Here is a 25,258-nt window from a genome sequence, read left to right as displayed (position 1 = left end):
GTGACGGATTTTAATTCAGAATATTTTGTCAATAAATTAATTAGGAGGTAGTAGAAATGAAATCATCTTTAAAGTTTTCTGAGATGTTTGCAATAAGCTTAATGTTATTTGCACTGTTTTTCGGTGCCGGTAATATGATTTTCCCACCAGCGTTAGGGCAAGGTGCTGGAACAGATGTATGGATCGCGTTATTTGGCTTTATCGTAACAGGTGTAGGGCTGCCTTTATTAGGAGTTATTGTTATAGCTCTAAAGGGAGATATTAATGAATTAGCAGGACGTGTACATCCTGTATTCGCGCTAATTTTCATTACTGCAATTTATTTATGTTTAGGCGTATTTGTTAGTGTGCCACGTACAGGGACTGTTGCTTATGAAATGAGTGTTGCACCGTTTTTACCAAGTGAGATAGCTGGTCAATCCTATCCACTTGTTATCTTTACATTTATTTTCTTTGCAGTAACTTTCTATTTAGCATTAAACCCATCGAAATTAGTGGGGCGCATTGGTAAAGTGTTAACTCCAATTTTATTAGCTGTTATTGCAATTATTGTAGCGAAAGCAATTATGACTCCAATGGGAGAGTTTGGTGCCCCTACAGAAGCGTATAGTGCCCCGCTCTTTAAAGGTTTTATTGATGGATATTTAACTTTAGATGGATTAGCAGCACTTGTTTTCGGAAATGTTGTGATCAATGCTTTAAAAGCAAAAGGCATTACAAATAAGAACAGTATTGCGAAAGTAACAATCTTTGCAGGATTTATTGCAGCACTTGGCTTACTTCTTGTTTATTTAGCACTTGCTTACCTTGGAGCTTCTAGTGTTTCACTTGGAATGGGAGCAAACGGCGGAATTATTTTAACAAACGTCGTGAATCATTTATTTGGTAGCTACGGAACATTATTACTAGGTATCGCAATTACAGCAGCATGCTTAACAACTTCTGTCGGTATTGTAGCAGCGTGTGGAGAATATTTTTCTTCGTTATTACCAAAGCTTTCTTATCAAAAAGTCATTTTTATTTTCTCTGTATTAGCATTTATGGTAGCAAATCTTGGTTTAACTCAGTTAAACGCATTAGCATTACCAATCTTAATTGCAATTTACCCAATTGGTATCGTACTGATCGTATTATCACTTGTTGAAAACTATATTCGTCTTCCATTAGCTATGTATGTAGGCGGTATTGTAGGCGCATTTGCAATTAGCTTCTTTGATGGATTGCATAATGCCAATCTTCAAGTAGCGGCCCTTGCTCCTACTTTAGATAAAATTCCATTATATAGTGTAGGGATTGGTTGGCTAGTTCCGGGTATCATTGGAATTGCAATTGGATATGTAGTTTCTTTATTTCAAAAACAAGAAATTGCTGTAGAAAAATAAAGGAAAGAGGCTTTCTTTAAAAGAAAGCCTCTTTTTTTGTAGAAAAATTATATATAGAAGAATTCAGATATTAAAAATTTTATACGTAATATAGTTGACAAAAAAATTACCAGTAGGCTAAGATTGACTTAGTTGTGGAAATGTTGGAAGGGAAGTGACGGGGGCAAGGGAAGAGGTTTTCTATGACTATATCATTTTTGAAGAAGGGGTGATGGAACAGTAGAATAGGTAGTTTATTTTTTTTGTAGTCTGTTGAGAATGATAATCAGTAAAATGGTTAAATTATTTTAGATTGCTTTTTATAGGGAATATTGAGGGATATTATATTTTTTGACCTCTAGTGAGAATGATAATCAATGATACTTATATTACATAAAGTAATGACAATTAAATAAAGGTAGAAGAGATTATTTTTTTCTTATAAATTGAGAATAATTATCATTTTCAAATTATAAAACGAAAGATAAACAAGGAGGAAGTAAGCAAAATGAGAAAGTTTTCAGTATTATCCGCATTTATTATAACGTTAGTATGTATGCTAGCTTTTCTCGTAATGCCATCTGGACAAGCTTCAGCAAAATTAGCTGACGGTACTTACGATATTAACTACGTTATCAAAAAGGCGGAAGATGATTCAGCTTCAATGGCAAATGATTATTTTGAAAAACCAGCTAAGTTAATTGTGAAAAATGGTGAGATGAGAGTACAAGTTCCAATGAATCATAGTGCTTGGATTACAGAATTTAAAGCACCAGATAATGGGAACTTCGTTGATTCAAAAGTAATTAGCAAAGACGAAGCAGCAGATAAAAGAACGGTTGAATTTAAAGTTGATGATTTATCTAAACCGTTAGGAGTAAAAATTCATGTTGTTGTACCAAGTGCAAACTATGACCATCATTACACAGTTCGCTTTGCATTTGATGCGAATGTAAAAGCTGTAGGTGGCGATAAAGGTGTAGCTGGTGTAACAAAAACTGATGATCAAACTAAAAAAGATGGCCAAGTAAAAGAAGAGCAAAAGAAAGAAGAGAGCAAAGCAACAAATAAAGATGCAAATAAAGGAACAAATGAAAGTGGAAAGGCTGAAAAAACAGATAACCCAAAAACAGGTGATGATGCTCGCATTGGATTATTTGCAGCGTTAGTTTTAATCTCAGGTATTTTCTTAGTTCGTAAAGTGAAGTTAAGTAAATAAATCTTTGGAAGGGCGATGAATATATGTTTAAACAATTTAAAATGATTATTGCCGTATTTGCTGTCTTATTTACGTTTATAGCAACACTAGGTTTACAAGATGCAAAAGCTGCTACACAATTAGCTGATGGAAAATATAATATTGCTTTTACTGTGTGGAAAGGCGATAAAGATGAATCATCTAGAATGAATAGTTATTTTGAAAGCCCAGCAACATTAACCGTTAAAAATGGAAAACAATATGTTTCATTTAAAGTGAAAGATAGTGCTTCTATTAAAAGTTTTCAAGTAGAAAAAGATGGTCAATTCTTAGAAACAACAGTCTTAAGTGAAAACAAAAAAGAGAATACTAGAGTAGTAGAATTTGAAGTTGCTGACTTGTCAGAAAAACTAAAAGGCAAGGTGAAAATTAATATCCCAATTATTAATTATAACGCTTCATATGATATTCGTTTTGTATTTGATGGGAACAGTATTAAATAATTGGAAATTTTTCAAAAAGGAGAGTCATTCTATTGAACAGATATTTTAAAATTGTCGTTGCAATGTTTTTAACGATATTTACATTCGTGTCGACACTACAACCACTTGCAGTTCAAGCAGCTACCCAATTAGCTGACGGTGAGTATTCAATTGGTTTTAAAGTTTTGAAAGATACATCAGATGAAGAATCAATGATGAATCAATATTCTGTAAGCCCTGGGACTTTGAAGGTGAAGGATGGGAAAAAGAAAGTATCCTTTACGTTAACGCATAGCTCATGGATTACGAAGTTTGAAACAGAAAAAGGTAGTCAATTCGTTGATGTAAATGTAGTTAGTGAAGATAAAGAGAGCGATACAAGAGTAGTAGAATTTGATGTGGAAGATTTAGAGAAAATATTAAATGCGAAAGTGAAAGTTGATATTGATGCTTTTAATTATCATCATTACTATGATATTCGTATTTCATTCGACCAAAATAGCATTACACCAATTCATGTAGAAAAACCAGATGAAAAAGAGGACCCAGCTAATAAGCCAGATCCAAATGAAAATCCGGATCCAAGTCAGAAGCCCGACCAAAAGCCTGACTCAGATCAACAACCAAATTCTAACACAATTAAAGATGGTGCGTACAGCATTCCATTTAAAGTATTAAAAGATCAAACAGATGAAGAATCTAAGATGAATACTTACATGGAAAATCCAGGGGTATTGAAAGTAGAAAATGGTAAGAAAAAAGCGATTGTAACGCTAAAAAGTAGCTCATTAATTAAAAATTTCCAAACGGAAAAAGATGGTGCATTTGTTGATGCAAAAGTAGTGAGTGAAGATAAAGAAAAAGATACAAGAGTAGTAGAATTTGAAGTAGCTGATTTATCAAAAAAACTAAATACAAAAGTATTTATTGAAGTGGCATCGCAAGGTTACAAGCAAACTCATGACGTACAGCTTGTATTTGAGCAAGATAAACTTGAACAAGTTAAAAATGAAGAGAAACAACCGGATGAAGATAAAAAGCCGGAAGTAGAAAAACCGGATGGAAATAAGAACCCAGATGCTGAAACAATTAAAGATGGTGAATACAGCATCAATTTTAAAACATTAAAAGATCAAACAGACGAAATTTCAATGATGAACACATATACAAAAAATCTAGGTGTATTAAAAGTAAAAGATGGTAAGAAATATGTATCATTTACATTAACGAATAGCGCATGGATTACAAAGTTTGAATTTGATAAAAATGGTTCGTTTGTTGATGCGAATGTATTAAGTGAAGATACGAAAGCTGACACACGCGTAGTGGAAGTAGAAGTAGCAGATTTATCAAAAAAATTAAATGCAAAAGTAAAAGTAGACATCGATTCAATGAATTATCATCATTTCTACGATATTCAATTTGCATTTGATAAAGATAGCATTAAGCCGTTAGATAACCAAGGTGGAAACGACAACCAAGACGGAAACAATAACCAAGGTGGAAACGACAACCAAGGCGGAAACAATAACCAAGGCGGAAACAATAACCAAGGTGGAAACGACAACCAAGGCGGAAACAATAACCAAGGCGGAAACGACAACCAAGACAATAACACAACAATTGATCCCAATGCTCTTAAAGACGGTGAATACAGTATCGGTTTTAAAGTGCTAAAAGATCAAACAGACGAAATTTCAATGATGAACACATATACGAAGAGTCCAGGCGTATTAAAAGTGAAAGATGGTAAGAAATATGTATCTTTCACAGTAACGAATAGCTCATGGATTACAAAGTTTGAGTTTGAAAAGAATAATTCGTTTGTCGATGCGAAAGTATTAGGTACAAATAAAGAGCTAGATACAAGAGTAGTGGAAGTAGAAGTAGACGACTTATCGAAAAAGTTAAATGCAAAAGTGAAAGTTGATATTGATGCGATGAATTACCATCATTTCTACGACATTCAATTCGCATTTGATAAAGGTAGTATTAAAGCTTTAGGCAACCAAGGTGGAAACGATAACCAAGGTGGAAATAACAACCAAGGTGGAAACGATAACCAAGGTGGAAATAACAACCAAGGTGGAAACGATAACCAAGGTGGAAATAACAACCAAGGCGGAAACGATAACCAAGGTGGAAATAACAACCAAGACGATAACAATAATCAAGGTGGAAATAATAATCAAAATGGACACACAATAGTTGATCCGAAAAATTTAAAAGACGGTCAATATGATGTTACTTTTAAAGTGTTAAAAGATAAAACGGATGAGATTTCAATGATGAATCAATACGTTGTAAAGCCAGCAAGATTAACAGTGAAAGATGGCAAGAAATATGTTGCGATGACACTGAAAAATAGTTCATGGATTACGAAGTTCCAAACAGAAAGTGCTGGTGCATTTGTTGATGCAAAAGTAGTGAGTGAAGATAAAAATGCAGATACGAGAGTAGTAGAGTTTGAAATTGATGAGTTATTTGCGAAATTAAATGCGAAAACAAAAGTAGATATCGATTCAATGAACTACCATCATTTCTACGACGTGCAAATTCAATTTGATACAAATAATATTGGTGCAGTAGGGACTATTAAAGAGGATCCGAAAAACGATCCGAAGAATGAACCGAAAAATCCAGTGAGTACACCGAAAGTAGACAATGTAAAAACAATCAGTAATCCTGATTTTAATCGAAATGCAGACGGTAAGAAGCAAAATGAAAATGTGAAGAATGATGTAAAAAAAGAGAAAAACTCAAAAACAGCAGATACAGCACAGATTGGAATGTATATGTTGCTATTACTAGGATCACTTGCTTTCTTAGTTCGTAAATATAGAGCAGGTAGACTGTAAAATTTGGAGTCTTGATGCATGGTTTCATGCATCAAGACTCGTTTCATATTGTACCGAAAGGAGTGGTGATTGAGAGTGAAGAAAATCACGAGTGTATTCATGGCTATCATTCTTTTATTTAGTATAGCTGGGTGCTCATCACCCAAAAAAGAAACGGCAAAAAAGGTAAAGAGCAGTAGTGAGGAACGTGTTATTGCAACGACAGTCGCCGTGACTGAAATTATGGATGCATTAGAAGTAGATTTAGTTGGTGTTCCAACTAGTTATAAAACATTACCGAAGCGTTATAAAGGTTTACCGGATGTTGGAAATCCGATGAGTCCTGATATGGAAAAAGTAAAATCAATGAAACCATCAGAAGTATTATCTGTTACGACGCTTGAATATGAGTTGAAGCCAGTTTTTAATGAAGCGGGCATTAAGGCAAATTTTTTAAATTTAACGAGTTTAAAAAACATGAAAAACTCAATTACAGAGTTGGGTGAAAAGTATGGGCGTGAGAAGCAGGCTGAAGCAGTTGTAACAAAGTTTGATAACAAGGTTACAGACATTCAAAAACAAGTAAAAGGGAAGAAAGAACCGACAGTCCTTATTTTACTTGGAGTACCTGGAAGTTATTTGGTAGCGACAGAACACTCATATATTGGGGATTTAGTAAAACAACTAGGTGGTAAAAATATCGTACAAGGTGAAAAAGTAGAGTATTTAGCTTCTAATACAGAGTACTTAAAAAAAGCTGACCCAGATATTATTTTACGTGCAGCACACGGTATGCCAGATGAAGTTGTGAAAATGTTCGATAAGGAATTTAAAACGAACGACATTTGGAAGCATTTTGCCGCAGTTAAAAATAATAGAGTGTACGATTTAGAAGAGCGTTTGTTTGGAACAACAGGGAATTTAGCAGCTATTGAAGCTCTAGATGAATTAAAGAAAATGATGTATCCATGATACATGTATATATAAAGGAAGATTGAGATGAATAAAAAATTTTGGAGTTTCTTCATCGTCACGGTATTACTAGTTATTATGACTACTGTATCCGCTGTGAAAGGTAGTTTAGAAATAGGTGTCATTGATCTTTTACAAGGTATATTTACAGGGACAAATGAAGATGTTGAAGTCATTAAAGATTTACGTTTCCCGCGTATTATTATTGCACTTTTCACTGGAGCAGCGCTTGCTGTTTCTGGTGTGCTTTTCCAAGCGGTTATGAAAAATCCACTTGCGGATGCTGGGGTTATCGGGATATCTTCAGGGGCCAGTTTTATGACACTTGTTATCATTACACTATTTCCTCAGTTCTTTTTCTGGACACCACTATTCGCGTTTTTAGGCGGTGCGTTTGCTTGTTATCTCGTTTATGCGTTTTCTTGGAAATCAGGTTTAAGTCCGCTGCGTATCATTTTGATCGGTATAGCGATAAATGCGATGTTTACTGGTTTAAATGAATCTTTCGTTACGATTTGCGGATATTTCATTAAAAGTATTAAGCAGACGACAACATCTAATATAACGATGAAGACATGGAGCGATGTGGAAGTACTTGTTACATATGGATCAATCGGCCTTATACTTGCACTGTTTGTAGGGGCATGGTGTAATTTATTATCTTTACAAGATAAAACGGCTAAAAACCTTGGACTTCATGTAACAAGGGTACGCCTTATTATTTCTGCTATCGCTGTCTTGTTAGCGGCTGTATCAACTGCGATTGCGGGCGTTATCGCTTTCGTTGGATTACTTATCCCGCATATTTCAAGGCAATTGGTTGGATCGGATCATAAAGTACTTATTCCGTTTTCAGCCCTTGCAGGTGCGTTATTAATTTTAACGGCAGACACAATCGGTAGGCTTATCGTACCGCCAAATGAAATTCCAGCAGCAACGATTATGGCAGTTATCGGTGGTCCGTTCTTAATATTCTTGCTTAGAAAGAGTGATCAAGTTCATGGAAATTAAAAATGTAACCTTTTCTTATGATAATGTAACGGATCGTTTAAAGTCTGTTAGTAGTGAAATAGAGGTTGGAAAAATTACAACAATTATTGGCCCAAATGGTTGTGGGAAATCAACATTACTAGGTGTTATGTCGCGAAATCATGATCCCCGTAGTGGAGAAGTAATGCTAGATGGTAAAGCTATTAGCCAGTATAAGCCGAAAGAGTTTGCTAGAAAGCTAGCGGTCGTTCATCAGCAAAATGAGGCGCCAGCAGATATTACAGTTGAAAAATTGACGAGTTTTGGGCGTATGCCATATAAAAATATTTTTTCTACACAAACGGATGAGGATAGCGAAGCAATCGAAAGAGCATTGACGTGTACGAGACTACAAGATAAGCGTGATAAGCCAATACACGCATTATCTGGTGGAGAAAGGCAACGTGTTTGGATTGCGATGACTTTAGCGCAAAATACGCCCATGCTGTTTTTAGACGAACCAACGACGTATTTAGATATTTACTATCAGCTTGAAATATTAGAGTTAGTGAAAGAGTTAAATGAAGTACATGGTTTAACGATTGTTATGGTATTACATGACATTAATCAAGCAATCCGTTATAGCGATCATATTATCGTGATGAAGGATGGAGAAATAGTTATGAAAGGTACGCCACATGATGTTGTAACAGAAGATATGATTAAGAGCATATATGGCGTAGAGGTCGTTGTGAAACACGATGAAGATACAGGATTGTATATGGTACCAATGGGGATTTGACAGGCGGCTAAATCCCTTTGGCAATTCGTTTTGAGGTGATATTTTGAGCAGCAAGAAAGAAAAGAAAAAGAATTCCTTTTTTCAAAGAATACTTACAGTTGTTTTTTTAGGCATCTTTTTCTACTCTGTGTATGAATTAGGCGGGATGTTCATAGATTACTATGAAAATCGCAAAGTAATGGCTGAAGCACAAGATATTTATCAAAGGAGTCCGATGGAAGAAAAATCATCAGATGGAGCAGTACGTGCACAGTTCCAAGCCTTACAAAAAATTAATCCAGAAATAGTTGGTTGGATTACGATGGATGATACGCAAATTAATTATCCGATTGTTCAAGCGAAAGATAATGATTACTATTTGTATCGTAATTATAAAGGCGAGGATATGAGAGCAGGAAGTATCTTCATGGATCATCGTAACGATGTGAAATCTCAAAATCGAAATACGATTCTATACGGACATCGTATGAAAGACGGTTCTATGTTTGGGAGTCTAAAAAGAATGTTAGAAGAAGATTTCTTTATGTCTCATCGCAAATTGTATTACGATACTTTGTTTGAAGGATACGATGTAGAAGTATTTTCAGTATATACAACGACAACTGATTTCTATTATATTGAAACGGATTTTGGAAGCGATGAGGACTATGTATCTTTTCTAGAAAAAATTAAGGGAAGGTCACTCTATAAAACAGATACAAAAGTGACAGCGGATGATCAAATTGTAACACTTTCAACGTGTGATTATGCACTGGATCCAGAGGCTGGTAGACTAGTCGTGCATGCGAAATTGGTGAAAAGAAATTGAAAAAAGAAAAGGTATAGAAGTAGAGAAGATGTATCACTTCTCATACTTCTATACCAATTATTAAAACCGAAGTTATTGAGCCGCAGCTATTGGCATACGAACAATTTTAACGTCATAGAATGAGATTTTATTATCGATAATAAAGTCTGGTAATCCACCGCGATGTGAATGCGCATCTTTAAAGGCAGTGCTCTTCGTCCAACCTTGGAAATCTTCTTTTGCATTCCAACGAGTGCTGATCGTCACTTCGTCATAATCAACTGTATTTTCAGTTAGAAGAACTTCTAATCCTAAGAAACCGGGCATCGTTTCAACTTTACCTACTTTATTAAAGCGCTCAATTAATTTATGTGCGTCACCCTTCGTAATTTTAGATGTATTTGTAACAATAATCATTTCTTTATTCCTCCTATAAATCTATCATTATGTTCATCGTTTCATATGTATTAAATGATAATGAAAATCATTATCGTTGTCAATGATAATGATAAAATATATAAGTTTTTTTTCGATTAAGCGAGAGGATGAGCTAGTTGTACTAGCAAAGCAATAATATGGTATAGTGAAACGAGGCTTTTTTCAGTCTCGTTTTTTAAATGCTTCCTACTAATAGAAAGCATTCAAATGGAAAGGAAGACATTACATGCGATCTGAAGTAACTATAAAAATAAAACCGAAGTTTATAAAAGAAATTAAAGGTGGATATCCACTTATTTTAAAAGATGCAATTCAAAATTTAAATGATGTACGTGAAGAAGGGACAATCATCAACGTAGTGGATGAGAAGAACCAATTCATCGGAAAAGGCTATTATGGAAAACAAAATAAAGGATATGGATGGATTTTAACGAGAAAAGAGAAGGAGGAAGTGAATCAATCTTTCTTTGAAAGTAAAATCAAATCTGCTTTACATAAACGAAAAGATTTTTATAAATCAAATGATACAACAGCATTTCGTGCCCTGAATGGTGAAGGTGATGGCCTTGGCGGTTTAATCATCGATTATTATGACGGCTATTACGTAGTAAGCTGGTATAGTGAAGGGATTTATACTTTCCGAGATGAAATTATAGCAGCTCTTCAAAAAGTAGCAAACTTCAAAGGGATTTATGAGAAAAAGCGTTTTGATACGAAAGGAAAGTACATTGAAGGTGATGATTTCGTAACAGGAGAGCGCGGTGAGTTCCCACTTATCGTAAAAGAAAACGGTGTAAACTTTGCTGTATATTTAAATGACGGGGCGATGGTTGGTGTGTTTTTAGATCAGCGTAACGTTCGAAAACAAATTCGTGATAAGTATGCACAAGGAAGAACGGTTTTAAATATGTTCTCTTATACTGGGGCTTTCTCTGTATTTGCAGCGCTTGGCGGGGCAAGTAAAACAACAAGTGTTGACCTTGCCAATCGTAGTTTAAGTAAAACGATTGAGCAGTTCAGTGTAAATGAAATTGATTACGAAGCACAAGATATTATCGTAGAAGATGTATTTCTTTACTTTAAATATGCAGCTAAGAAAAAGATGAAGTTTGATATGGTTGTGCTAGATCCTCCAAGCTTTGCACGTTCGAAAAAATATACATTTAGTGCAGCGAAAGATTATAAAAATTTATTAAAAGAAACAATTGCCATTACAGAAAATAATGGTATTATCGTCGCTTCAACAAATTGCAGTGCATTCGATATGAAAAAGTTTAAAGGCTTTATCGATACTGCATTTAAAGAAATGAACGGTAAGTATAAAATATTAGAAGAACATTCTTTACCGGAAGATTTCCGTACAATTGATCAATTTAAAGAAGGAGACTATTTAAAAGTAGTTTTCATCGAGAAAATTAAAGGTTAATAAAGAAAAAAGGAGCTCAAGTTTAAATGAGCTCCTTTTCTTATTGAATGATATTTTGGACTCTGCCAACTTGCCCGTCCTGTAATCGTACTTTAATGCCGTGCGGATGAGAGGGTGAGTTAGTTAAAATATCTTTTACAATTCCTCTTGTTAGCTTGCCTGTACGTTGATCTTGTTTTAATACAATATCAACTTCAAGGCCTGATGAAATGTTAGATCGTTTTTGCCCGTTCATTTATACACCTGTACGTCTACGTTGGTTGTTTGTTTTCTTCGTTTGTTGGTTTTGTAATTTTTTCGTTTCTTGACTTTGACTTCCATTATTTGAGCCGTTTCCATTTCCTTGCTTTTTCTTTGCAAGTTGTTCGCGCATTAAATCAGCTAAGCTTACTTTTTTGTTTTCTGACATGATAAGTCTCCTTTATATAAAGTTAATTATGAACAATCGTAGTGAATTTCATCATATCATTGTTAGGGAAGGAAGGGAAGTTGGTTTGAAAATTCATATAATTCTTTCCAGTATTCATTCGTTACGATACAATTAAAATGTTAATGTTTGTAAAAAAAAGGGGATAGAAATATGTCACATCATATTTTATTAGTTGAAGATGATATCTCAATTCAGGAGATGGTTGAAACATATTTAATAAAAGAAGGCTTTCAAGTTACAATCGCATCTGACGGAGAAGAAGGAGTTACCGCATTTTTTAAAGGTTCATTTGATTTGATCATTCTCGATATTATGATGCCAAAGTTAGATGGCTTAGAGGTTGTGCGAATCATTCGAGAAAAAAGTGCCGTCCCAATTTTAATGATGTCGGCAAAAGATACAGATGTTGATAAAGCTGTTGGATTAGGACTTGGAGCAGATGATTACATTTGTAAGCCATTTTCTATGATTGAATTGGCTGCACGTGTAAAAGCGGGGATTCGGAGGTCTACGAAATATTCGGCTACAGAAACAACAGAAAAGAGGATTCAGATTGGTGATTTAACAATCGATCCAATTAATTTTACGGTTGAAAAAAATGGGAAGCATCTCAAACTTACGTTAAAAGAATTTGAGATTTTAAAACTGTTCTTAAAGAATCAAAATCGTGTATTTACAAAAGCACAAATATATACGTTAGTTTGGAATGAAGAGTATTACGGTGACGATAACGTTATTAATGTTCATATGAGAAGATTACGTGAGAAAATTGAAAGTGATCCATCTAATCCAGAATATATTAAAACATTATGGGGCATCGGCTATAAGTTGGAAGTGATGTAGTATGGTTGTATTTTTAACAGTGGTGATTATTATATTGCTTATCGTTATTTACGTGCAATATAAAATTAGAAAAAATAGTAGTAGGAATTTACGCTACACGTATGAGAAGTTAAATCGAATTGTAAAAGAACAAACTGGTGAGAAGCTATTAATTATGACAGATGATCTAGAATTGCAAAAGTTATTAGTGGCGATTAATCATTTATTAGATGCAAAACAGAAAACGAATGCAGATCATGCGAAAGTGGAAATTTCGATGAGAAAAATGCTTTCAAATATTTCACATGATTTGAAAACACCACTAACAGTTATTCTTGGATATACCGAAATGTTAAATAAGGATAAAACGATAAATGAGGGAGAGCAGCAAATATTACTCGAAAAGGTGCATGTAAAAACACTAGAAGTGATGGAACTGATTCATAAGTTTTTTGATTTAGCAAAATTAGAATCCGGTGACAAAGCAATCGAGATGACAAAAGTAAATATGAATGAAGTTTGCCGCGAGAAGATTTTATCTTTTTATGATTTAGTGACGACGAAAGGATTTCAAGTTCATATTGATATACCAGAAAGAAATATATTTGCACTTGGAAATGTAGAAGTATTAGGTAGAGTATTGAATAATTTAATATCCAATGCAATTACATATGGAGACGATGGAAAGACACTTGGTGTGACGTTAAGAGATGATGAAACGAGTGTGTATATAGATGTATGGGATACAGGAAAAGGAATTGATGAATCTCATATTGATAAAGTGTTTGAGCGTATGTACACACTTGAAGATTCCAGAAATAGATTGTACCAAGGGAGCGGTTTAGGGTTAACGATTACGAAAAGACTTGTGGAAGCGATGGATGGAAAAATACATCTTTCTAGTAAGCCGTATGAAAAAACAATTTTTACTGTTGTATTAAAAAAGATGCTGTTTTAGCTTGTAGAGAAGTAGATTCTACAAGCTTTTTTTCAGCGTAAGGAATTTGTAAGGAACGGGTAAGAAAAAAGAGAATTCCGTTGTCTATTATAGAAGTATAAGGTAGTGCGAAAGGAGATAGTGACATGACATATATATTAAAAACGAATCAGTTAACGAAAGTGTTTAAAGGGAAAGAAGTAATTTCTAGCGTTAACATGCATGTGAAAAAAGGTGAGATATATGGTTTCTTAGGACCGAATGGTGCAGGTAAAACAACGATTATGAAAATGATCACAAATTTAATAAAACCGACGAGCGGTGATATTGAAATTTTTGGTGAGAAGTTAACGGATACATCTTATGAATTGTTAAAGCGCATGGGGACAATTATCGAATATCCAATTTTTTATGATAAATTAACGGCGAAGGAAAACCTAGAATTACATTGTGAATATATGGGGTATTACGATAAAAACGCAATTGATCATGCTTTACATTTAGTGAAACTGCACGGTATAGATGATAAAAAAGTAAAAGATTTTTCATTAGGTATGAAGCAACGACTGGGTATTGCAAGGGCAATCATGACAAAGCCAGAATTACTCATTTTAGATGAACCGATTAACGGTTTAGATCCAATTGGTATTAAAGAATTACGAGACTTATTTAAAATGCTCTGCAAAGAATATGGTATTACGTTATTAGTTTCTAGTCATATTTTAGGCGAGATGGAACTAATGGCGGATACAATTGGTGTAATTCAAAATGGAAAACTAATAAAAGAAGTTTCAATGAAGAGTATTAACGGAAAACAAACAGAGTACATTGAAATTACTGTTCCTGATGTGAAGCGTGCAGCTTATATTTTAGAAGATAAACTCGGTATAAAAAATTACAAAATAATGAGTGGAAATATGATTCGTGTGTATGAATTGGCAGCGACACAGCAAGCCATTTCAAAAGCACTTATTATGAACGATGTAGAAATTGAAAGTATTAATAAGAAACATAGTTCCTTAGAAGAATATTTCTTAAATGTAATGGATGGAGAGGGCATTCATGCTTAATGGATTGTTAGTGAATCTAGTAAGTGGATTGATCGTAATGTTCATAAGTGGGATTTTCTATTATAGGAAACCAGAGCGGAAATGGTTGTTAATTCTACTAGTGATAGGAATGTTAAGCGTAATTACTGCTGGAATTAGAATGTTAGTAGCGTAAGGACAGCTATATAAGGAATGGAGGCGTGGTTTATATGCTTAAATTAATGAAGCTTGAATGGAAGAAGCATCAATTATCTAGTTACTTTAAAAGTGTAGCAATTTGTATTATAGCAATTTTCGCCGTAGTAAACCTCATGATGTTGGGAGGGAAAGGCGAGGTAGATTTGCTACTCTCTGACTTCACACAACAAATGGCTTTAATAAACATTTTTATTAGGATAACATTCATTACTTTTAGTTCAGTCCTTTTATCACGTTTAGTAATTGATGAGTATAAGAACAAAACGATGCAACTATCGTTTATGTACCCGCTACAAAGGAAAATGCTAATGAGGGCGAAATTAACAATTGTTTTTTGTTTTTGTTTTGTGAGCACGATTATTGCTACTTTCATTATTAGTTTGCTCGTATATTTTGTGAGTCCAATGATCGGACTGATTGAAACGCCTGCTACGATAGGCGAATTAATAGCTAGCGTTCCAACTACTATTATAAGTGCATTTATGATATCTGGTATAAGTTTAATTCCTTTATTTTTTGGGATGAGAAAAAAATCGACACCGACAACAATTACTTCTGCAGTAATAATTGGGATGCTAATTAATGGTAACGTTGGTTCTGGAAACGGTCAAGTAAGTATGTTTAATTTTATCGCTATTCCAATAGTGCTCTGTTTATTAGGGATTTTTATTAGTTATCTTTCATATCGTAAAATCGACAAAATTGATGTGGCGTGAAGTAAGCTTAAAACAACAACGAACTGGGGTATGAATAGTGAAAAAAATAATAGTAATTGCAATTTTAAGTTAATTTCAGTAACTTACATGAAAGGAGGACTATCATGCTACGTCTTATGAAGCTAGAATTGAGGAAGTTTAAGCTTGGATCGTATGTGAAGAGAGCGGTTATTGCGAATATCGTTATACTGGCACTACTAATCTTCGTTAGTATCGTTGCTCAAATAGAAGGGGATCCAAAAATAAGGGATCCGCAGATAATTTTGTCGATGGCTAGTGCGTTAGTAAGAGCAACATTTATTATTTTTGGTGGCGTACTAATAGCCAAGTTAATAATTGATGAATATAAAAGTAAAACAATACTACTCATGTTTTCTTATCCAATTAACCGAAAGAAAATGATGGCTAGTAAGTTGGCTATTACAGCGACATTAACATTTATAACAGTTATTTTATCGAACATTTTAGTAGTAGGAATTTTCTTTGGGATAGATAGTTATTTTTCAATTCTTCCTAATTCATTCACAGTAGATCAATTGATTCAAGAAGGGATAAAGCTTATTCCTTTAGCCATTGCCACGGCAGGAATAAGCTTAATTCCTCTATATTTCGGGATGCGTAAACGTTCTGTGCCAGCTACAATCGTTTCTTCTATTATCGTTGCATTAATCGCAATTAATAACCCGTCCATATTTCCTATAGCGACGTTTCTTCCTCTTCAATTCACATTTGCAGCGATTGGAGTTGCGATTGCATATTACGGAATTAAAAATATAGAGAAGGAAGATATAACAGTATGACAAGAATACGTAAAAAAGAGTTGGCGTTATACCAACTCTTTTTTGTATATGTATGCTTCGTTACTACTCTGTAAATTTATAGTGTTTGCTTAAATACTCTTGCACTCCTGGAGAAATGTTAAAGTTATTAGGACCTTTATATTCGATAGTAAACTCTCCATCTTCAATTGTTTCAAAGGCGATTGCATAGCTATTCATTTTAGCATCGTAAGAAGTATTTTTGACTTCTGCATCTAGATCAAAGTATTTTGTAATATATTCTTTTGATTCCGTAACTGCTGTTTGTTTTCCCCAAGGGGTACCATAACTTGTGAAATAAAGAGATACACCGATAACTCCAATGATAGAAGTTAGTAAGAGAGTTCTTATTGTTATTTTTTTGTTTTTTGTATTCAATTTAGTTCCCTCCAATTAATATGAATTTATCTTAACGTATTTTCTCATAAAATACCATTTAGTAGAAAATAGTTTCACATGAAACAAGTTACAGAAAAAGACAAGGTGCATAAACACCTTGTCTTTTTCTGTCGTTACATTTGGGGAGCTTCCATTCCAGTAGCAGCCCATTCTTCTTTTGCAGGACCATAAACGCCAGGGACTGTTAAGCCAGCTTGACGCATTAAAACAGTCATCTGTCCGCGGTGGTGATTTTGATGATTGATGAGTGTCATTAAAAATATAGAATTCGGCATAGGACGACCAAAGAAGTTATTAATAGTAGCTAAGTCTTTATCAGTCCACTCACTTTGAAGTGCTTCAATAAAAGCCGTATTCACTTTGCGATACCCATCTGCAATTGTTTTTGCTGAAGTTGGTACAGGATAATCTTTCGTTTCTCCTTCAAACTGAAGCCCTGTTCCAGATAGCATAACAGGAATTGCAGTCACGATATGCCAAGCAACTCTGCCTAACGTCCAGTGCCCAGGTGCAATTTCTTGTGATAAAGATTCATCGGTTAATGCATCGAGCATCTTCTGAGTAGACTCAGCTTCGTATGTCCATGATTGTAGAAAACCTTCAATGGTTTGGTACATTATTGTTATCCCCCCTACTTATGTTCATAGATTAAATTCGAGATACTTAATTCATTCCCTTTTTATAGAAAAAATTCAATATATATTGATACGATATAAAAATAATTAGAAAATATTTGTAAAAGTGTCAGAAAATCGATCTTTTCATTCGTATATGTAATGAATAAAGAATAGAGTAAAGAGTGGTTCATAGTGTTTTAGATACGGCACATAGTAAGGTGCTAGTGGATGAATGTGTTGACGATATTTTATTAATCGTTTGGTACAACATTAATAGTTATGATAAAAATCGTGGGAAGTTTAGAAATTGGCTTATATCTGTTGCGAAATTTAAAGCCATTGATTATAAACGAAAAAGTAATAAGGTCTATCAATTACAAGAGTTTCAGCAAAAAATATATGTAGAAGGAAAAAATGTTAATTTAACAAAATATGAGGGTATTTTAAGTGCTAATATTTTTTGGGAATTTTGACGAAATAATAACGATTTATACGGATTTTAATATATTGTATTAAAATATATACGTGTATCAAGGTTGAAGGAGCTGAAATTCCTTTAATGAGGAAGGCGAAAGTACAAGCGAAAAGAGAGCGTATTGCATGTAATATTTATTAGAATGTAAGGAAAAAAACTTTGTTTATAAAAGGTTTGTTCCAGAGCGGATAGTTGATAAGGAAAATAAAAACTGATTTTTATTAGAAAGATATTTTTAATTAGTGGGCTTACTTAAAAGATCGAACACGAAGGAGGGTCAACATGTCTTTATGGAGTAATAATGCAAATGGATATTGTGGATGTAATAATCAAAATGGTTTACATGTTGATTCGTGCTGTTTTAGTTGCGATGGGACAGTTCCTAAGCTCGGTCCAACAGGCCCAACAGGTCCAACAGGTCCAACAGGTCCAACAGGTCCAACGGGAGCAACGGGAGCGACAGGTTCAACGGGAGCAACAGGAGCAACAGGAGCAACAGGAGCAACAGGAGCAACGGGAGCAACGGGAGCAACGGGAGCAACAGGAGCAACGGGAGCGACAGGTTCAACGGGAGCAACGGGAGCAACAGGAGCAACGGGAGCAACGGGAGCAACGGGAGCAACGGGAGCAACGGGAGCAACGGGAGCAACAGGAGCAACGGGAGCAACGGGAGCAACGGGAGCAACGGGAGCAACAGGAGCAACGGGAATAACGGGAGCAACGGGAGCAACGGGAGCGACAGGTTCAACGGGAGCAACAGGAGCGACAGGTCCAACAGGTCCAACAGGCCCAACAGGAGCAACAGGAGCAACAGGAGCAACGGGAGCAACGGGAGCAACGGGAGCAACAGGAGCAACAGGAGCAACGGGAGCAACAGGAGCAACGGGAGCAACGGGAATAACGGGAGCAACGGGTCCAACGGGAGCGACAGGTTCAACGGGAGCAACGGGTCCAACGGGAGCGACAGGTTCAACGGGAGCAACAGGAGCAACAGGAGCAACGGGAGCAACAGGAGCAACAGGAGCAACGGGAATAACGGGAGCAACGGGAGCAACGGGAGCAACGGGAGCAACGGGTCCAACGGGAGCAACGGGAGCAACAGGAGCAACGGGAGCAACGGGAGCAACAGGAGCAACGGGAGCAACGGGAGCAACAGGAGCAACGGGAGCAACGGGAGCAACAGGAGCAACGGGAATAACGGGAGCAACGGGTCCAACGGGAGCGACAGGTCCAACAGGTCCAACAGGCCCAACAGGAGCAACAGGAGCAACAGGAGCAACAGGAGCAACGGGTGAAACAGGAGCGACGGGAGTAACAGGTACAAGTATAACTGCGACGTATGCATTTGCGAATAATACATCAGGAGCGGCAATATCAGTGCTTCTTGGTGGAACAAATGTCCCACTTCCAAATAATCAAAATATCGGTCCAGGAATTACAGTATCGGGGGGGAACACAGTATTTACGGCCGCAAATGCGGGGAATTATTATATTTCATATACAATTAATATAACGGCTTCATTATTAGTTAGTTCGCGAATTACAATTAATGGTGCACCGCTTGCTGGAACTATCAATTCCCCTGCATTAGCAACGACATCATTTAGTGCAACAATTATTACGACTCTTGCAGCGGGGAGTGCAATTAGTTTGCAGTTGTTTGGATTGTTAGCTGTTGCCACGTTATCAACGACTACACCTGGTGCAGTTTTAACGATTATAAGATTAAGCTAAGTAACGTGAACTCTCTTATTCTTTTAAAATTAGGAGAGTTTCTACATATAATAAGAAGTTAAGGAAGTAAAGCATAGTTATAAAAAAGTCAGAATATTATGATTGTAACGCTGTTATGACTATAATATAATGAAAACAACTATCATGAATGAACATTCATTTATTTTCACAAGTATTGGAAGGGGGAATGAGAGTGGAAAAACCTTGGCTGCAGAGTTATCCAGATGAAATTCCAGGGACAATTTCTTATGATATTCAGCCACTTCATGGATATTTAGAGAAAATGGCTGCTCGTTATCCAGAAAAGAAAGCGCTTCACTTTTTAGGTAAAGATGTTACATTTTCAGATTTCCATGACAAGGTAAAGAAATTTGCGAATTACCTTCAAAGGCTTGGTATTGAAAAAGGCGATAGAGTTGCGATTATGTTACCGAATTGTCCGCAATCTGTAATTGGTTATTATGGTACTTTGCTTGCGGGAGGGATTGTCGTACAAACGAATCCTCTTTATACAGAAAGAGAGCTGGAGTACCAACTTCATGACTCAGGGGCAAAAGTTATTCTTTGCCTGGATTTAGTGTTTCCGAGAGTTACTAACGTTCAAACTGCAACAAAGCTTGAGCACATTATCGTGACCCGTATTGCAGATTTTTTACCATTTCCTAAAAATTTACTTTATCCATTTGTACAAAAAAAGCAGGCAAATCTTGTTGTGAATGTGTCGGAAAGCGAAACGATTCATCTTTGGAAATCGGTAGAAAGGGAAAGTAGTACTAATGTTGAAGTTCCATGTGATCCTGAAAATGATTTAGCCCTTTTACAGTATACAGGGGGAACGACAGGGTTTCCAAAAGGGGTTATGTTAACGCATAAAAACCTCGTTTCGAACACTTTAATGGGAGCTCATTGGTTATATAATTGTAAAGAAGGAGAAGAGGTAATTCTTGGTGTTCTTCCGTTTTTTCATGTGTATGGGATGACAGCTGTAATGAATTTAAGTATTATGCAAGGATATAAAATGGTGCTTATTCCGAAGTTTGATATGAAAATGGTTTTTGAAGCAATTAAGAAACATAAAGTTACACTATTTCCAGGAGCACCAACCATTTACATTGCTCTATTAAATAGTCCTCTTTTAAAAGAATATGATATTTCTTCAATTCAGGCTTGTATTAGTGGTTCTGCACCGCTTCCTGTAGAAGTGCAGGAGGAGTTTGAGAGAGTTACAGGTGGTAAATTAGTAGAGGGTTATGGATTAACGGAGTCATCACCAGTTACACATGGGAATTTTTTGTGGGAAAAGCGTGTGCCGGGAAGTATTGGGGTACCGTGGCCGGATACAGAGGCAATAATCATGTCACTTGAAACAGGAGAGTCATTACCTCCAGGTGAAATTGGTGAAATCGTTGTAAAGGGCCCACAAATTATGAAAGGGTATTGGAATAAGCCAGAAGAAACGGCAGCTGTACTGCAAGATGGCTGGCTCCATACAGGTGATGTAGGATACATGGATGAGGATGGCTTTTTCTATGTGAAAGATCGTAAGAAAGATATGATCGTTGCTAGTGGCTTTAACGTATATCCTCGTGAAGTAGAAGAAGTGTTATATGAACACGAAAAGGTGCAAGAAGTGGTAACAATCGGTGTTCCTGATCCGTATCGAGGGGAAACTGTAAAAGCGTTTGTTGTTTTGAAAGAAGGCGCTGAGTGTTCTGAAGAAGAATTAGATCTGTTTGCACGTAAATATTTAGCAGCTTACAAAGTTCCGAAGGTATATGAGTTTAGAAGTGAGTTGCCGAAGACGACAGTCGGAAAAATTTTACGTCGTGTCCTAATAGATGAAGAGAAGAGAAAGAATGAGGATGAGCAAACGGGCTAAGGCCCTTTCTTTTTGAAAAAATAGGATTGACACTTTTCTAAATAGTCAGTATTATAAGAATATGAATGACTATTCATTCAGTCATCTTCTTGAAGGGGACAGTAAAGTGAAGAAAAATAGACCGAAATACAATCAGATTATTGATGCTGCAGTCATTGTGATTGCGGAGAATGGATACCATCAAGCGCAAGTTTCTAAAATTGCAAAGCAAGCTGGGGTAGCTGATGGCACGATTTATTTATATTTTAAAAATAAAGAAGATATATTAATATCCTTATTCCAAGAGAAGATGGGAGAATTTGTTGAAACAATTCGTCAAAAAATAGCAGGAATTGAAAGCGCTGTAGCGAAGTTATTCATGTTGGTAGAAACGCACTTCTTGCTGTTGTCACAAAATGATCCTCTTGCTATCGTTACGCAATTAGAGCTAAGGCAGTCCAATCAAGACTTGCGCCTTAAAATAAATGAAGTATTAAAAGGCTACTTACAAGTTATGGATGAGATTTTAGAGACAGGTATAAAGCAAGGTGAATTTCAGGCGGATTTAAACGTTCGCGTGGCAAGACAAATGATCTTTGGAACAGTAGATGAAGTTGTGACCAATTGGGTAATGAGCGATCATAAGTATGATCTGGTCGCACTTTCAAAAACGGTACATGGGCTACTTATTGCAGCTTGTGGTTATCGTAAATAATGGGAGGGATCATGTTGAAATTCCTATCTGTAAAAGTTGAAGATCATATCGCGGTGGCGACGTTAAACCATGCTCCAGCTAATGCGATGTCTTCACAAGTTATGCATGACGTTACTGAATTAATCGATCAAGTGGAAAAGGATGATAACATTCGTGTTGTTGTTCTACATGGTGAAGGACGCTTCTTCTCAGCAGGGGCAGATATTAAAGAATTTACATCTGTTACTGAAGCGAAGCAAGCAACAGAGTTAGCACAGCTTGGACAAGTTACGTTTGAGCGTGTTGAAAAATGTTCAAAACCAGTTATTGCGGCAATTCATGGAGCGGCACTTGGCGGCGGCCTGGAGTTTGCTATGTCTTGCCACATGCGCTTTGTAACTGAAAGTACAAAGCTTGGTTTACCTGAATTAACACTTGGATTAATTCCTGGTTTTGCAGGTACACAGCGCTTACCACGTTATGTTGGTAAAGCGAAAGCTTGTGAAATGATGTTAACAAGTACACCAATTACTGGTGCAGAAGCATTACAATGGGGACTTGTTAACGGAGTGTTTTCTGAAGAATCCATTTTAGAAGATACGCTTAAAATTGCAAAACAGATTGCTGGAAAAAGCCCAGCAACAACTCGTGCTGTGCTAGAGTTATTACAAACGACAAAATCGTCTCATTATTATGAAGGTGTACAGCGTGAATCACAGATTTTTGGTGAAGTATTTACGAGTGAAGATGGAAGAGAAGGCGTAGCAGCGTTTTTAGAAAAACGTAAGCCTTCATTTAGTGGTAGGTAGTCCAATTATTTTTTTAATAAAAATTAACAGAATTTTAAAATTGATAGAATCTTTCTGAAAAATAAGGGGGTAAATGAAATGAACATCTACGTACTCATGAAACGAACATTTGATACAGAAGAAAAAATCGTAATTAAAAACGGTGCAATTTACGATGGCGAAGCGGAATTCATCATCAACCCTTACGATGAATATGCGATTGAAGAAGCGATTCAAGTAAGAGATGCACAAGGTGGAGAAGTTACTGTTATAACAGTTGGTGGCGAGGATAGTGAAAAAGAACTTCGCACAGCATTAGCGATGGGCTGTGATAAAGCGGTACTAATTAACATTGAAGATGATGTTGAGAATGGTGACCAATTTACAACAGCAAAAGTGCTTGCTGAATATTTAAAAGATAAAGAAATCGATTTAATTTTAGGCGGGAACGTTGCGATTGACGGTGCATCTGGACAAGTTGGTCCACGAGTAGCTGAAGCGTTAAATATCCCATACGTAACGACGATTACGAAGCTTGAAATTGATGGTACAAATGTGAAGATTGAGCGTGATGTTGAAGGGGATACAGAAGTAATTGAATCATCATTACCTCTTCTAGTAACAGCGCAACAAGGTTTAAATGAACCGCGTTATCCATCACTTCCAGGTATTATGAAAGCGAAGAAGAAGCCACTAGAAGAAGTAGAATTAGATGATTTAGATTTAGAAGAAGATGATGTGGAAGCAAAAACAAAAACAATTGAAATCTATTTGCCTCCTAAGAAAGATGCAGGAAAAGTGTTACAAGGCGAGCTGCAAGATCAAGTAAAAGAACTTGTATCGTTGCTCCATACAGAAGCGAAAGTAATCTAATAAAATACGAAATTATATATGCAGGAGGGAAAATCTATGGCTCGTAAAGTATTAGTAATGGGTGAAGTTCGTGATGGATCGCTACGTAACGTTTCGTTTGAAGCGGTAGCAGCAGCAAAAACAATTGCAGAAGGCGGTGAAGTGGTAGGTCTTCTAGTTGGAGACAGCGTTGCCTCTTTTGCAAATGAATTGATTCATTACGGTGCAGATCGCGTTGTGACAGTTGAAAATGATAAATTAAAATCATATACATCTGATGGATATGCACAAGCGTTTTTAGCTGTATATGCTGAAGAAAAGCCAGAAGGCATTGTATTTGGACATACGGCACTTGGTAAAGATTTATCACCAAAATTAGCAGCGAAATTAGAAGCTGGTTTAATTTCTGACGTAACGGCTTTAGAAGTTGAAGGTGGAAATGTTATCTTCACTCGTCCGATTTACTCTGGTAAAGCATTTGAGAAGAAGATTGTAACAGGTGGTATATTATTTGCGACAGTGCGTCCAAATAACATTGCAACTCTTGAAAAAGACGAGTCTCGCACAGCTGACGTGTCTTCTATTACAGTTGATGTGAAAGATTTACGTACAATCATTCAAGATGTTGTCCGTAAAACTGCAGAAGGTGTTGATCTTTCTGAAGCGAAAGTTATTATAGCTGGCGGACGTGGTGTGAAGAGTGAAGAAGGATTTAAACCGTTAAAAGAATTAGCTGACGTACTAGGCGGCGCTGTTGGAGCATCTCGTGGTGCTTGTGATGCAGAGTACTGTGATTATTCATTACAAATTGGTCAAACAGGTAAAGTTGTTACACCAGACCTATACATTGCATGCGGGATTTCTGGTGCGATTCAGCATTTAGCTGGTATGTCTAATTCAAAAATAATTGTTGCGATTAATAAAGATCCAGAAGCTAGTATCTTCAAAGTAGCTGACTATGGTATTGTCGGTGATCTGTTTGAAGTATTACCTCTTTTAACAGAAGAGTTTAAAAAGTTAAAAGTACATTCATGATTTGAGTACCCTTGAGTTCCAAGTGAAGTACCCCTATATATAGAAAAAGGTGAGAGATCCCCTGTCTCTCATCTTTTTAGTATTTCATCCATATTTTTATATAGTATAAAGGAACATTTTTTTGTTACAATACATAACGATACATAATATTCGCCACGTATAAAAGTTAATGATATACTCTTGGTAGAATATACTTGAAGGAGGAAATAAAATGGCAATTATAAATGCAAATGACCAAAGCTTCGCAGCTGAAACTAGCGAAGGTGTTGTACTATTAGATTTCTGGGCGCCTTGGTGCGGACCTTGTAAAATGATCGCTCCTGTATTAGAGGAAATCGATTCAGAGTTAGGCGAGAAAGTAAAAGTAGTAAAAGTGGACGTTGATGAAAACCAAGAAACTGCTCGTCAATTCGAAGTAATGAGCATTCCAGCTCTTTTCGTATTAAAAGACGGTAAAGTGGTTGATCAAGCGTTAGGATATAAACCGAAAGAAGCGTTAGTAGAATTAGTTTCTAAACACTTCTAAAATAAAGAAGCTACCATTTGGTAGCTTTTTTTATTTTC

Annotated in this window: 27 protein-coding genes and 1 pseudogene; 23 read left to right on the top strand and 5 right to left on the bottom strand. The window is 36.0% G+C overall.

The genetic code is table 11. The annotated features are described in order from the left end of the window. The first annotated feature begins 56 nt into the window (after positions 1-56). The 8 genes from brnQ6 (at position 57) to srtB (ending at position 9,429) form a co-directional block, all read left to right on the top strand. Positions 57-1,382, top strand: coding sequence for a branched-chain amino acid transport system II carrier protein BrnQ6 (gene brnQ6, locus ABH960_RS05775; protein ID WP_404443513.1), 1,326 nt, complete (start codon positions 57-59; stop codon positions 1,380-1,382). Positions 1,383-1,869: 487 nt separating this feature from the next. Continuing rightward, a complete protein-coding gene (gene isdC / locus ABH960_RS05770; RefSeq protein ID WP_016120874.1) occupies positions 1,870-2,580 on the top strand; it encodes a heme uptake protein IsdC in 711 nt (236 codons plus the stop codon). A gap of 23 nt (positions 2,581-2,603) precedes the next feature. Then, the gene (locus ABH960_RS05765; RefSeq protein WP_002145465.1) at positions 2,604-3,062 is read left to right on the top strand and encodes an NEAT domain-containing protein; all 459 of its coding nucleotides are present in this window, start codon (positions 2,604-2,606) and stop codon (positions 3,060-3,062) included. Positions 3,063-3,094: 32 nt separating this feature from the next. After that, positions 3,095-5,899 (top strand): NEAT domain-containing protein, encoded by a 2,805-nt coding sequence (locus ABH960_RS05760; RefSeq protein WP_404443508.1) that lies wholly within the window; start codon positions 3,095-3,097, stop codon positions 5,897-5,899. Between the two features lie 69 nt (positions 5,900-5,968). Continuing rightward, a complete protein-coding gene (gene isdE, locus ABH960_RS05755) occupies positions 5,969-6,850 on the top strand; it encodes a heme ABC transporter substrate-binding protein IsdE (protein ID WP_340953400.1) in 882 nt (293 codons plus the stop codon). Positions 6,851-6,877: 27 nt separating this feature from the next. Next, a complete protein-coding gene (locus ABH960_RS05750) occupies positions 6,878-7,861 on the top strand; it encodes a FecCD family ABC transporter permease (protein WP_016120868.1) in 984 nt (327 codons plus the stop codon). Then, positions 7,851-8,621 carry an ABC transporter ATP-binding protein gene (locus ABH960_RS05745; RefSeq protein ID WP_016120867.1) on the top strand — a complete coding sequence of 257 codons (771 nt, stop codon included), beginning with the start codon at positions 7,851-7,853 and terminating at the stop codon, positions 8,619-8,621. Before ABH960_RS05750 ends, ABH960_RS05745 begins: the two co-directional genes overlap by 11 nt. 43 nt (positions 8,622-8,664) lie before the next feature. After that, the gene (gene srtB, locus ABH960_RS05740) at positions 8,665-9,429 is read left to right on the top strand and encodes a class B sortase (RefSeq protein ID WP_404443503.1); all 765 of its coding nucleotides are present in this window, start codon (positions 8,665-8,667) and stop codon (positions 9,427-9,429) included. Between the two features lie 72 nt (positions 9,430-9,501). Here the strand turns inward: srtB and isdG are convergent, their stop codons facing one another. Beyond that, a complete protein-coding gene (isdG, locus tag ABH960_RS05735; RefSeq protein ID WP_002112144.1) occupies positions 9,502-9,825 on the bottom strand; it encodes a heme oxygenase in 324 nt (107 codons plus the stop codon). A gap of 247 nt (positions 9,826-10,072) precedes the next feature. Here isdG and ABH960_RS05730 point away from each other — a divergent pair, with 247 nt between their 5' ends. Next, entirely contained in the window at positions 10,073-11,272 is a 1,200-nt protein-coding gene (locus ABH960_RS05730; RefSeq protein WP_002184870.1) for a class I SAM-dependent rRNA methyltransferase, read from the top strand. A 40-nt stretch (positions 11,273-11,312) separates the two neighbouring features. Here ABH960_RS05730 and ABH960_RS05725 read toward each other — a convergent pair whose 3' ends face one another. Then, positions 11,313-11,507 carry a YwbE family protein gene (locus ABH960_RS05725; RefSeq protein ID WP_001014315.1) on the bottom strand — a complete coding sequence of 65 codons (195 nt, stop codon included), beginning with the start codon at positions 11,505-11,507 and terminating at the stop codon, positions 11,313-11,315. After that, positions 11,508-11,681, bottom strand: a complete 174-nt coding sequence (locus ABH960_RS05720) for a hypothetical protein (protein WP_002015431.1) — start codon at positions 11,679-11,681, stop codon at positions 11,508-11,510. A gap of 171 nt (positions 11,682-11,852) precedes the next feature. On the opposite strand from ABH960_RS05720, the gene ABH960_RS05715 reads away from it, so the two are divergent. The 6 genes from ABH960_RS05715 to ABH960_RS05690 all read left to right on the top strand — a co-directional run bounded on the left by ABH960_RS05715 (position 11,853) and on the right by ABH960_RS05690 (position 16,224). Beyond that, positions 11,853-12,545, top strand: a complete 693-nt coding sequence (locus ABH960_RS05715; RefSeq protein WP_002184873.1) for a response regulator transcription factor — start codon at positions 11,853-11,855, stop codon at positions 12,543-12,545. A gap of 1 nt (position 12,546) precedes the next feature. Next, a complete protein-coding gene (locus ABH960_RS05710; protein ID WP_404443497.1) occupies positions 12,547-13,482 on the top strand; it encodes a HAMP domain-containing histidine kinase in 936 nt (311 codons plus the stop codon). Positions 13,483-13,607: 125 nt separating this feature from the next. Further along, positions 13,608-14,531, top strand: coding sequence for an ABC transporter ATP-binding protein (locus tag ABH960_RS05705; protein ID WP_064056516.1), 924 nt, complete (start codon positions 13,608-13,610; stop codon positions 14,529-14,531). Then, a complete protein-coding gene (locus ABH960_RS05700; protein ID WP_170935211.1) occupies positions 14,524-14,685 on the top strand; it encodes a hypothetical protein in 162 nt (53 codons plus the stop codon). The genes ABH960_RS05705 and ABH960_RS05700 overlap by 8 nt, the downstream gene beginning before the upstream one ends. Positions 14,686-14,719: 34 nt before the next feature. Continuing rightward, the gene (locus ABH960_RS05695; RefSeq protein ID WP_002192431.1) at positions 14,720-15,424 is read left to right on the top strand and encodes an ABC transporter permease; all 705 of its coding nucleotides are present in this window, start codon (positions 14,720-14,722) and stop codon (positions 15,422-15,424) included. 104 nt (positions 15,425-15,528) lie between these two features. Then, the gene (locus ABH960_RS05690) at positions 15,529-16,224 is read left to right on the top strand and encodes an ABC transporter permease (protein ID WP_404443492.1); all 696 of its coding nucleotides are present in this window, start codon (positions 15,529-15,531) and stop codon (positions 16,222-16,224) included. Positions 16,225-16,287: 63 nt separating this feature from the next. Here ABH960_RS05690 and ABH960_RS05685 read toward each other — a convergent pair whose 3' ends face one another. Together ABH960_RS05685 and ABH960_RS05680 are read right to left on the bottom strand one after the other, a co-directional pair. Continuing rightward, positions 16,288-16,620: a YfjL-like protein gene (locus tag ABH960_RS05685; RefSeq protein ID WP_001093305.1), complete on the bottom strand. Its 333-nt coding sequence runs from the start codon at positions 16,618-16,620 to the stop codon at positions 16,288-16,290. Between the two features lie 134 nt (positions 16,621-16,754). Further along, positions 16,755-17,258 carry a DinB family protein gene (locus ABH960_RS05680; protein ID WP_002192435.1) on the bottom strand — a complete coding sequence of 168 codons (504 nt, stop codon included), beginning with the start codon at positions 17,256-17,258 and terminating at the stop codon, positions 16,755-16,757. A 179-nt stretch (positions 17,259-17,437) separates the two neighbouring features. On the opposite strand from ABH960_RS05680, the pseudogene ABH960_RS05675 reads away from it, so the two are divergent. The 8 genes and pseudogenes from ABH960_RS05675 to trxA form a co-directional block, all read left to right on the top strand. Continuing rightward, a pseudogene (locus ABH960_RS05675) lies at positions 17,438-17,695 on the top strand (sigma factor); the annotation flags it as partial. A gap of 320 nt (positions 17,696-18,015) precedes the next feature. After that, complete coding sequence (locus tag ABH960_RS05670) at positions 18,016-19,467, top strand: BclA C-terminal domain-containing protein (RefSeq protein WP_404443488.1); 1,452 nt, start codon at positions 18,016-18,018, stop codon at positions 19,465-19,467. A 193-nt stretch (positions 19,468-19,660) separates the two neighbouring features. Continuing rightward, positions 19,661-21,346 (top strand): long-chain-fatty-acid--CoA ligase, encoded by a 1,686-nt coding sequence (locus ABH960_RS05665; protein ID WP_404443485.1) that lies wholly within the window; start codon positions 19,661-19,663, stop codon positions 21,344-21,346. A gap of 106 nt (positions 21,347-21,452) precedes the next feature. After that, complete coding sequence (locus ABH960_RS05660; protein ID WP_087945806.1) at positions 21,453-22,040, top strand: fatty acid metabolism transcriptional regulator FadR; 588 nt, start codon at positions 21,453-21,455, stop codon at positions 22,038-22,040. Between the two features lie 11 nt (positions 22,041-22,051). After that, complete coding sequence (locus ABH960_RS05655; RefSeq protein WP_002088868.1) at positions 22,052-22,828, top strand: enoyl-CoA hydratase; 777 nt, start codon at positions 22,052-22,054, stop codon at positions 22,826-22,828. Between the two features lie 78 nt (positions 22,829-22,906). After that, positions 22,907-23,680 (top strand): electron transfer flavoprotein subunit beta, encoded by a 774-nt coding sequence (gene etfB / locus ABH960_RS05650; RefSeq protein WP_002088867.1) that lies wholly within the window; start codon positions 22,907-22,909, stop codon positions 23,678-23,680. A gap of 36 nt (positions 23,681-23,716) precedes the next feature. Further along, positions 23,717-24,694 (top strand): electron transfer flavoprotein subunit alpha, encoded by a 978-nt coding sequence (etfA, locus tag ABH960_RS05645; RefSeq protein ID WP_404443480.1) that lies wholly within the window; start codon positions 23,717-23,719, stop codon positions 24,692-24,694. Between the two features lie 211 nt (positions 24,695-24,905). Next, a complete protein-coding gene (gene trxA / locus ABH960_RS05640; RefSeq protein WP_000974757.1) occupies positions 24,906-25,220 on the top strand; it encodes a thioredoxin in 315 nt (104 codons plus the stop codon). Positions 25,221-25,258 lie beyond the last annotated feature (38 nt).

It is taken from the genome of Bacillus sp. RC252 (assembly GCF_044909215.1).
In the GTDB taxonomy this organism is placed as follows: Bacteria; Bacillota; Bacilli; order Bacillales; family Bacillaceae_G; genus Bacillus_A; species Bacillus_A mycoides.
This window is presented reverse-complemented; position numbering and strand designations above follow the sequence as displayed.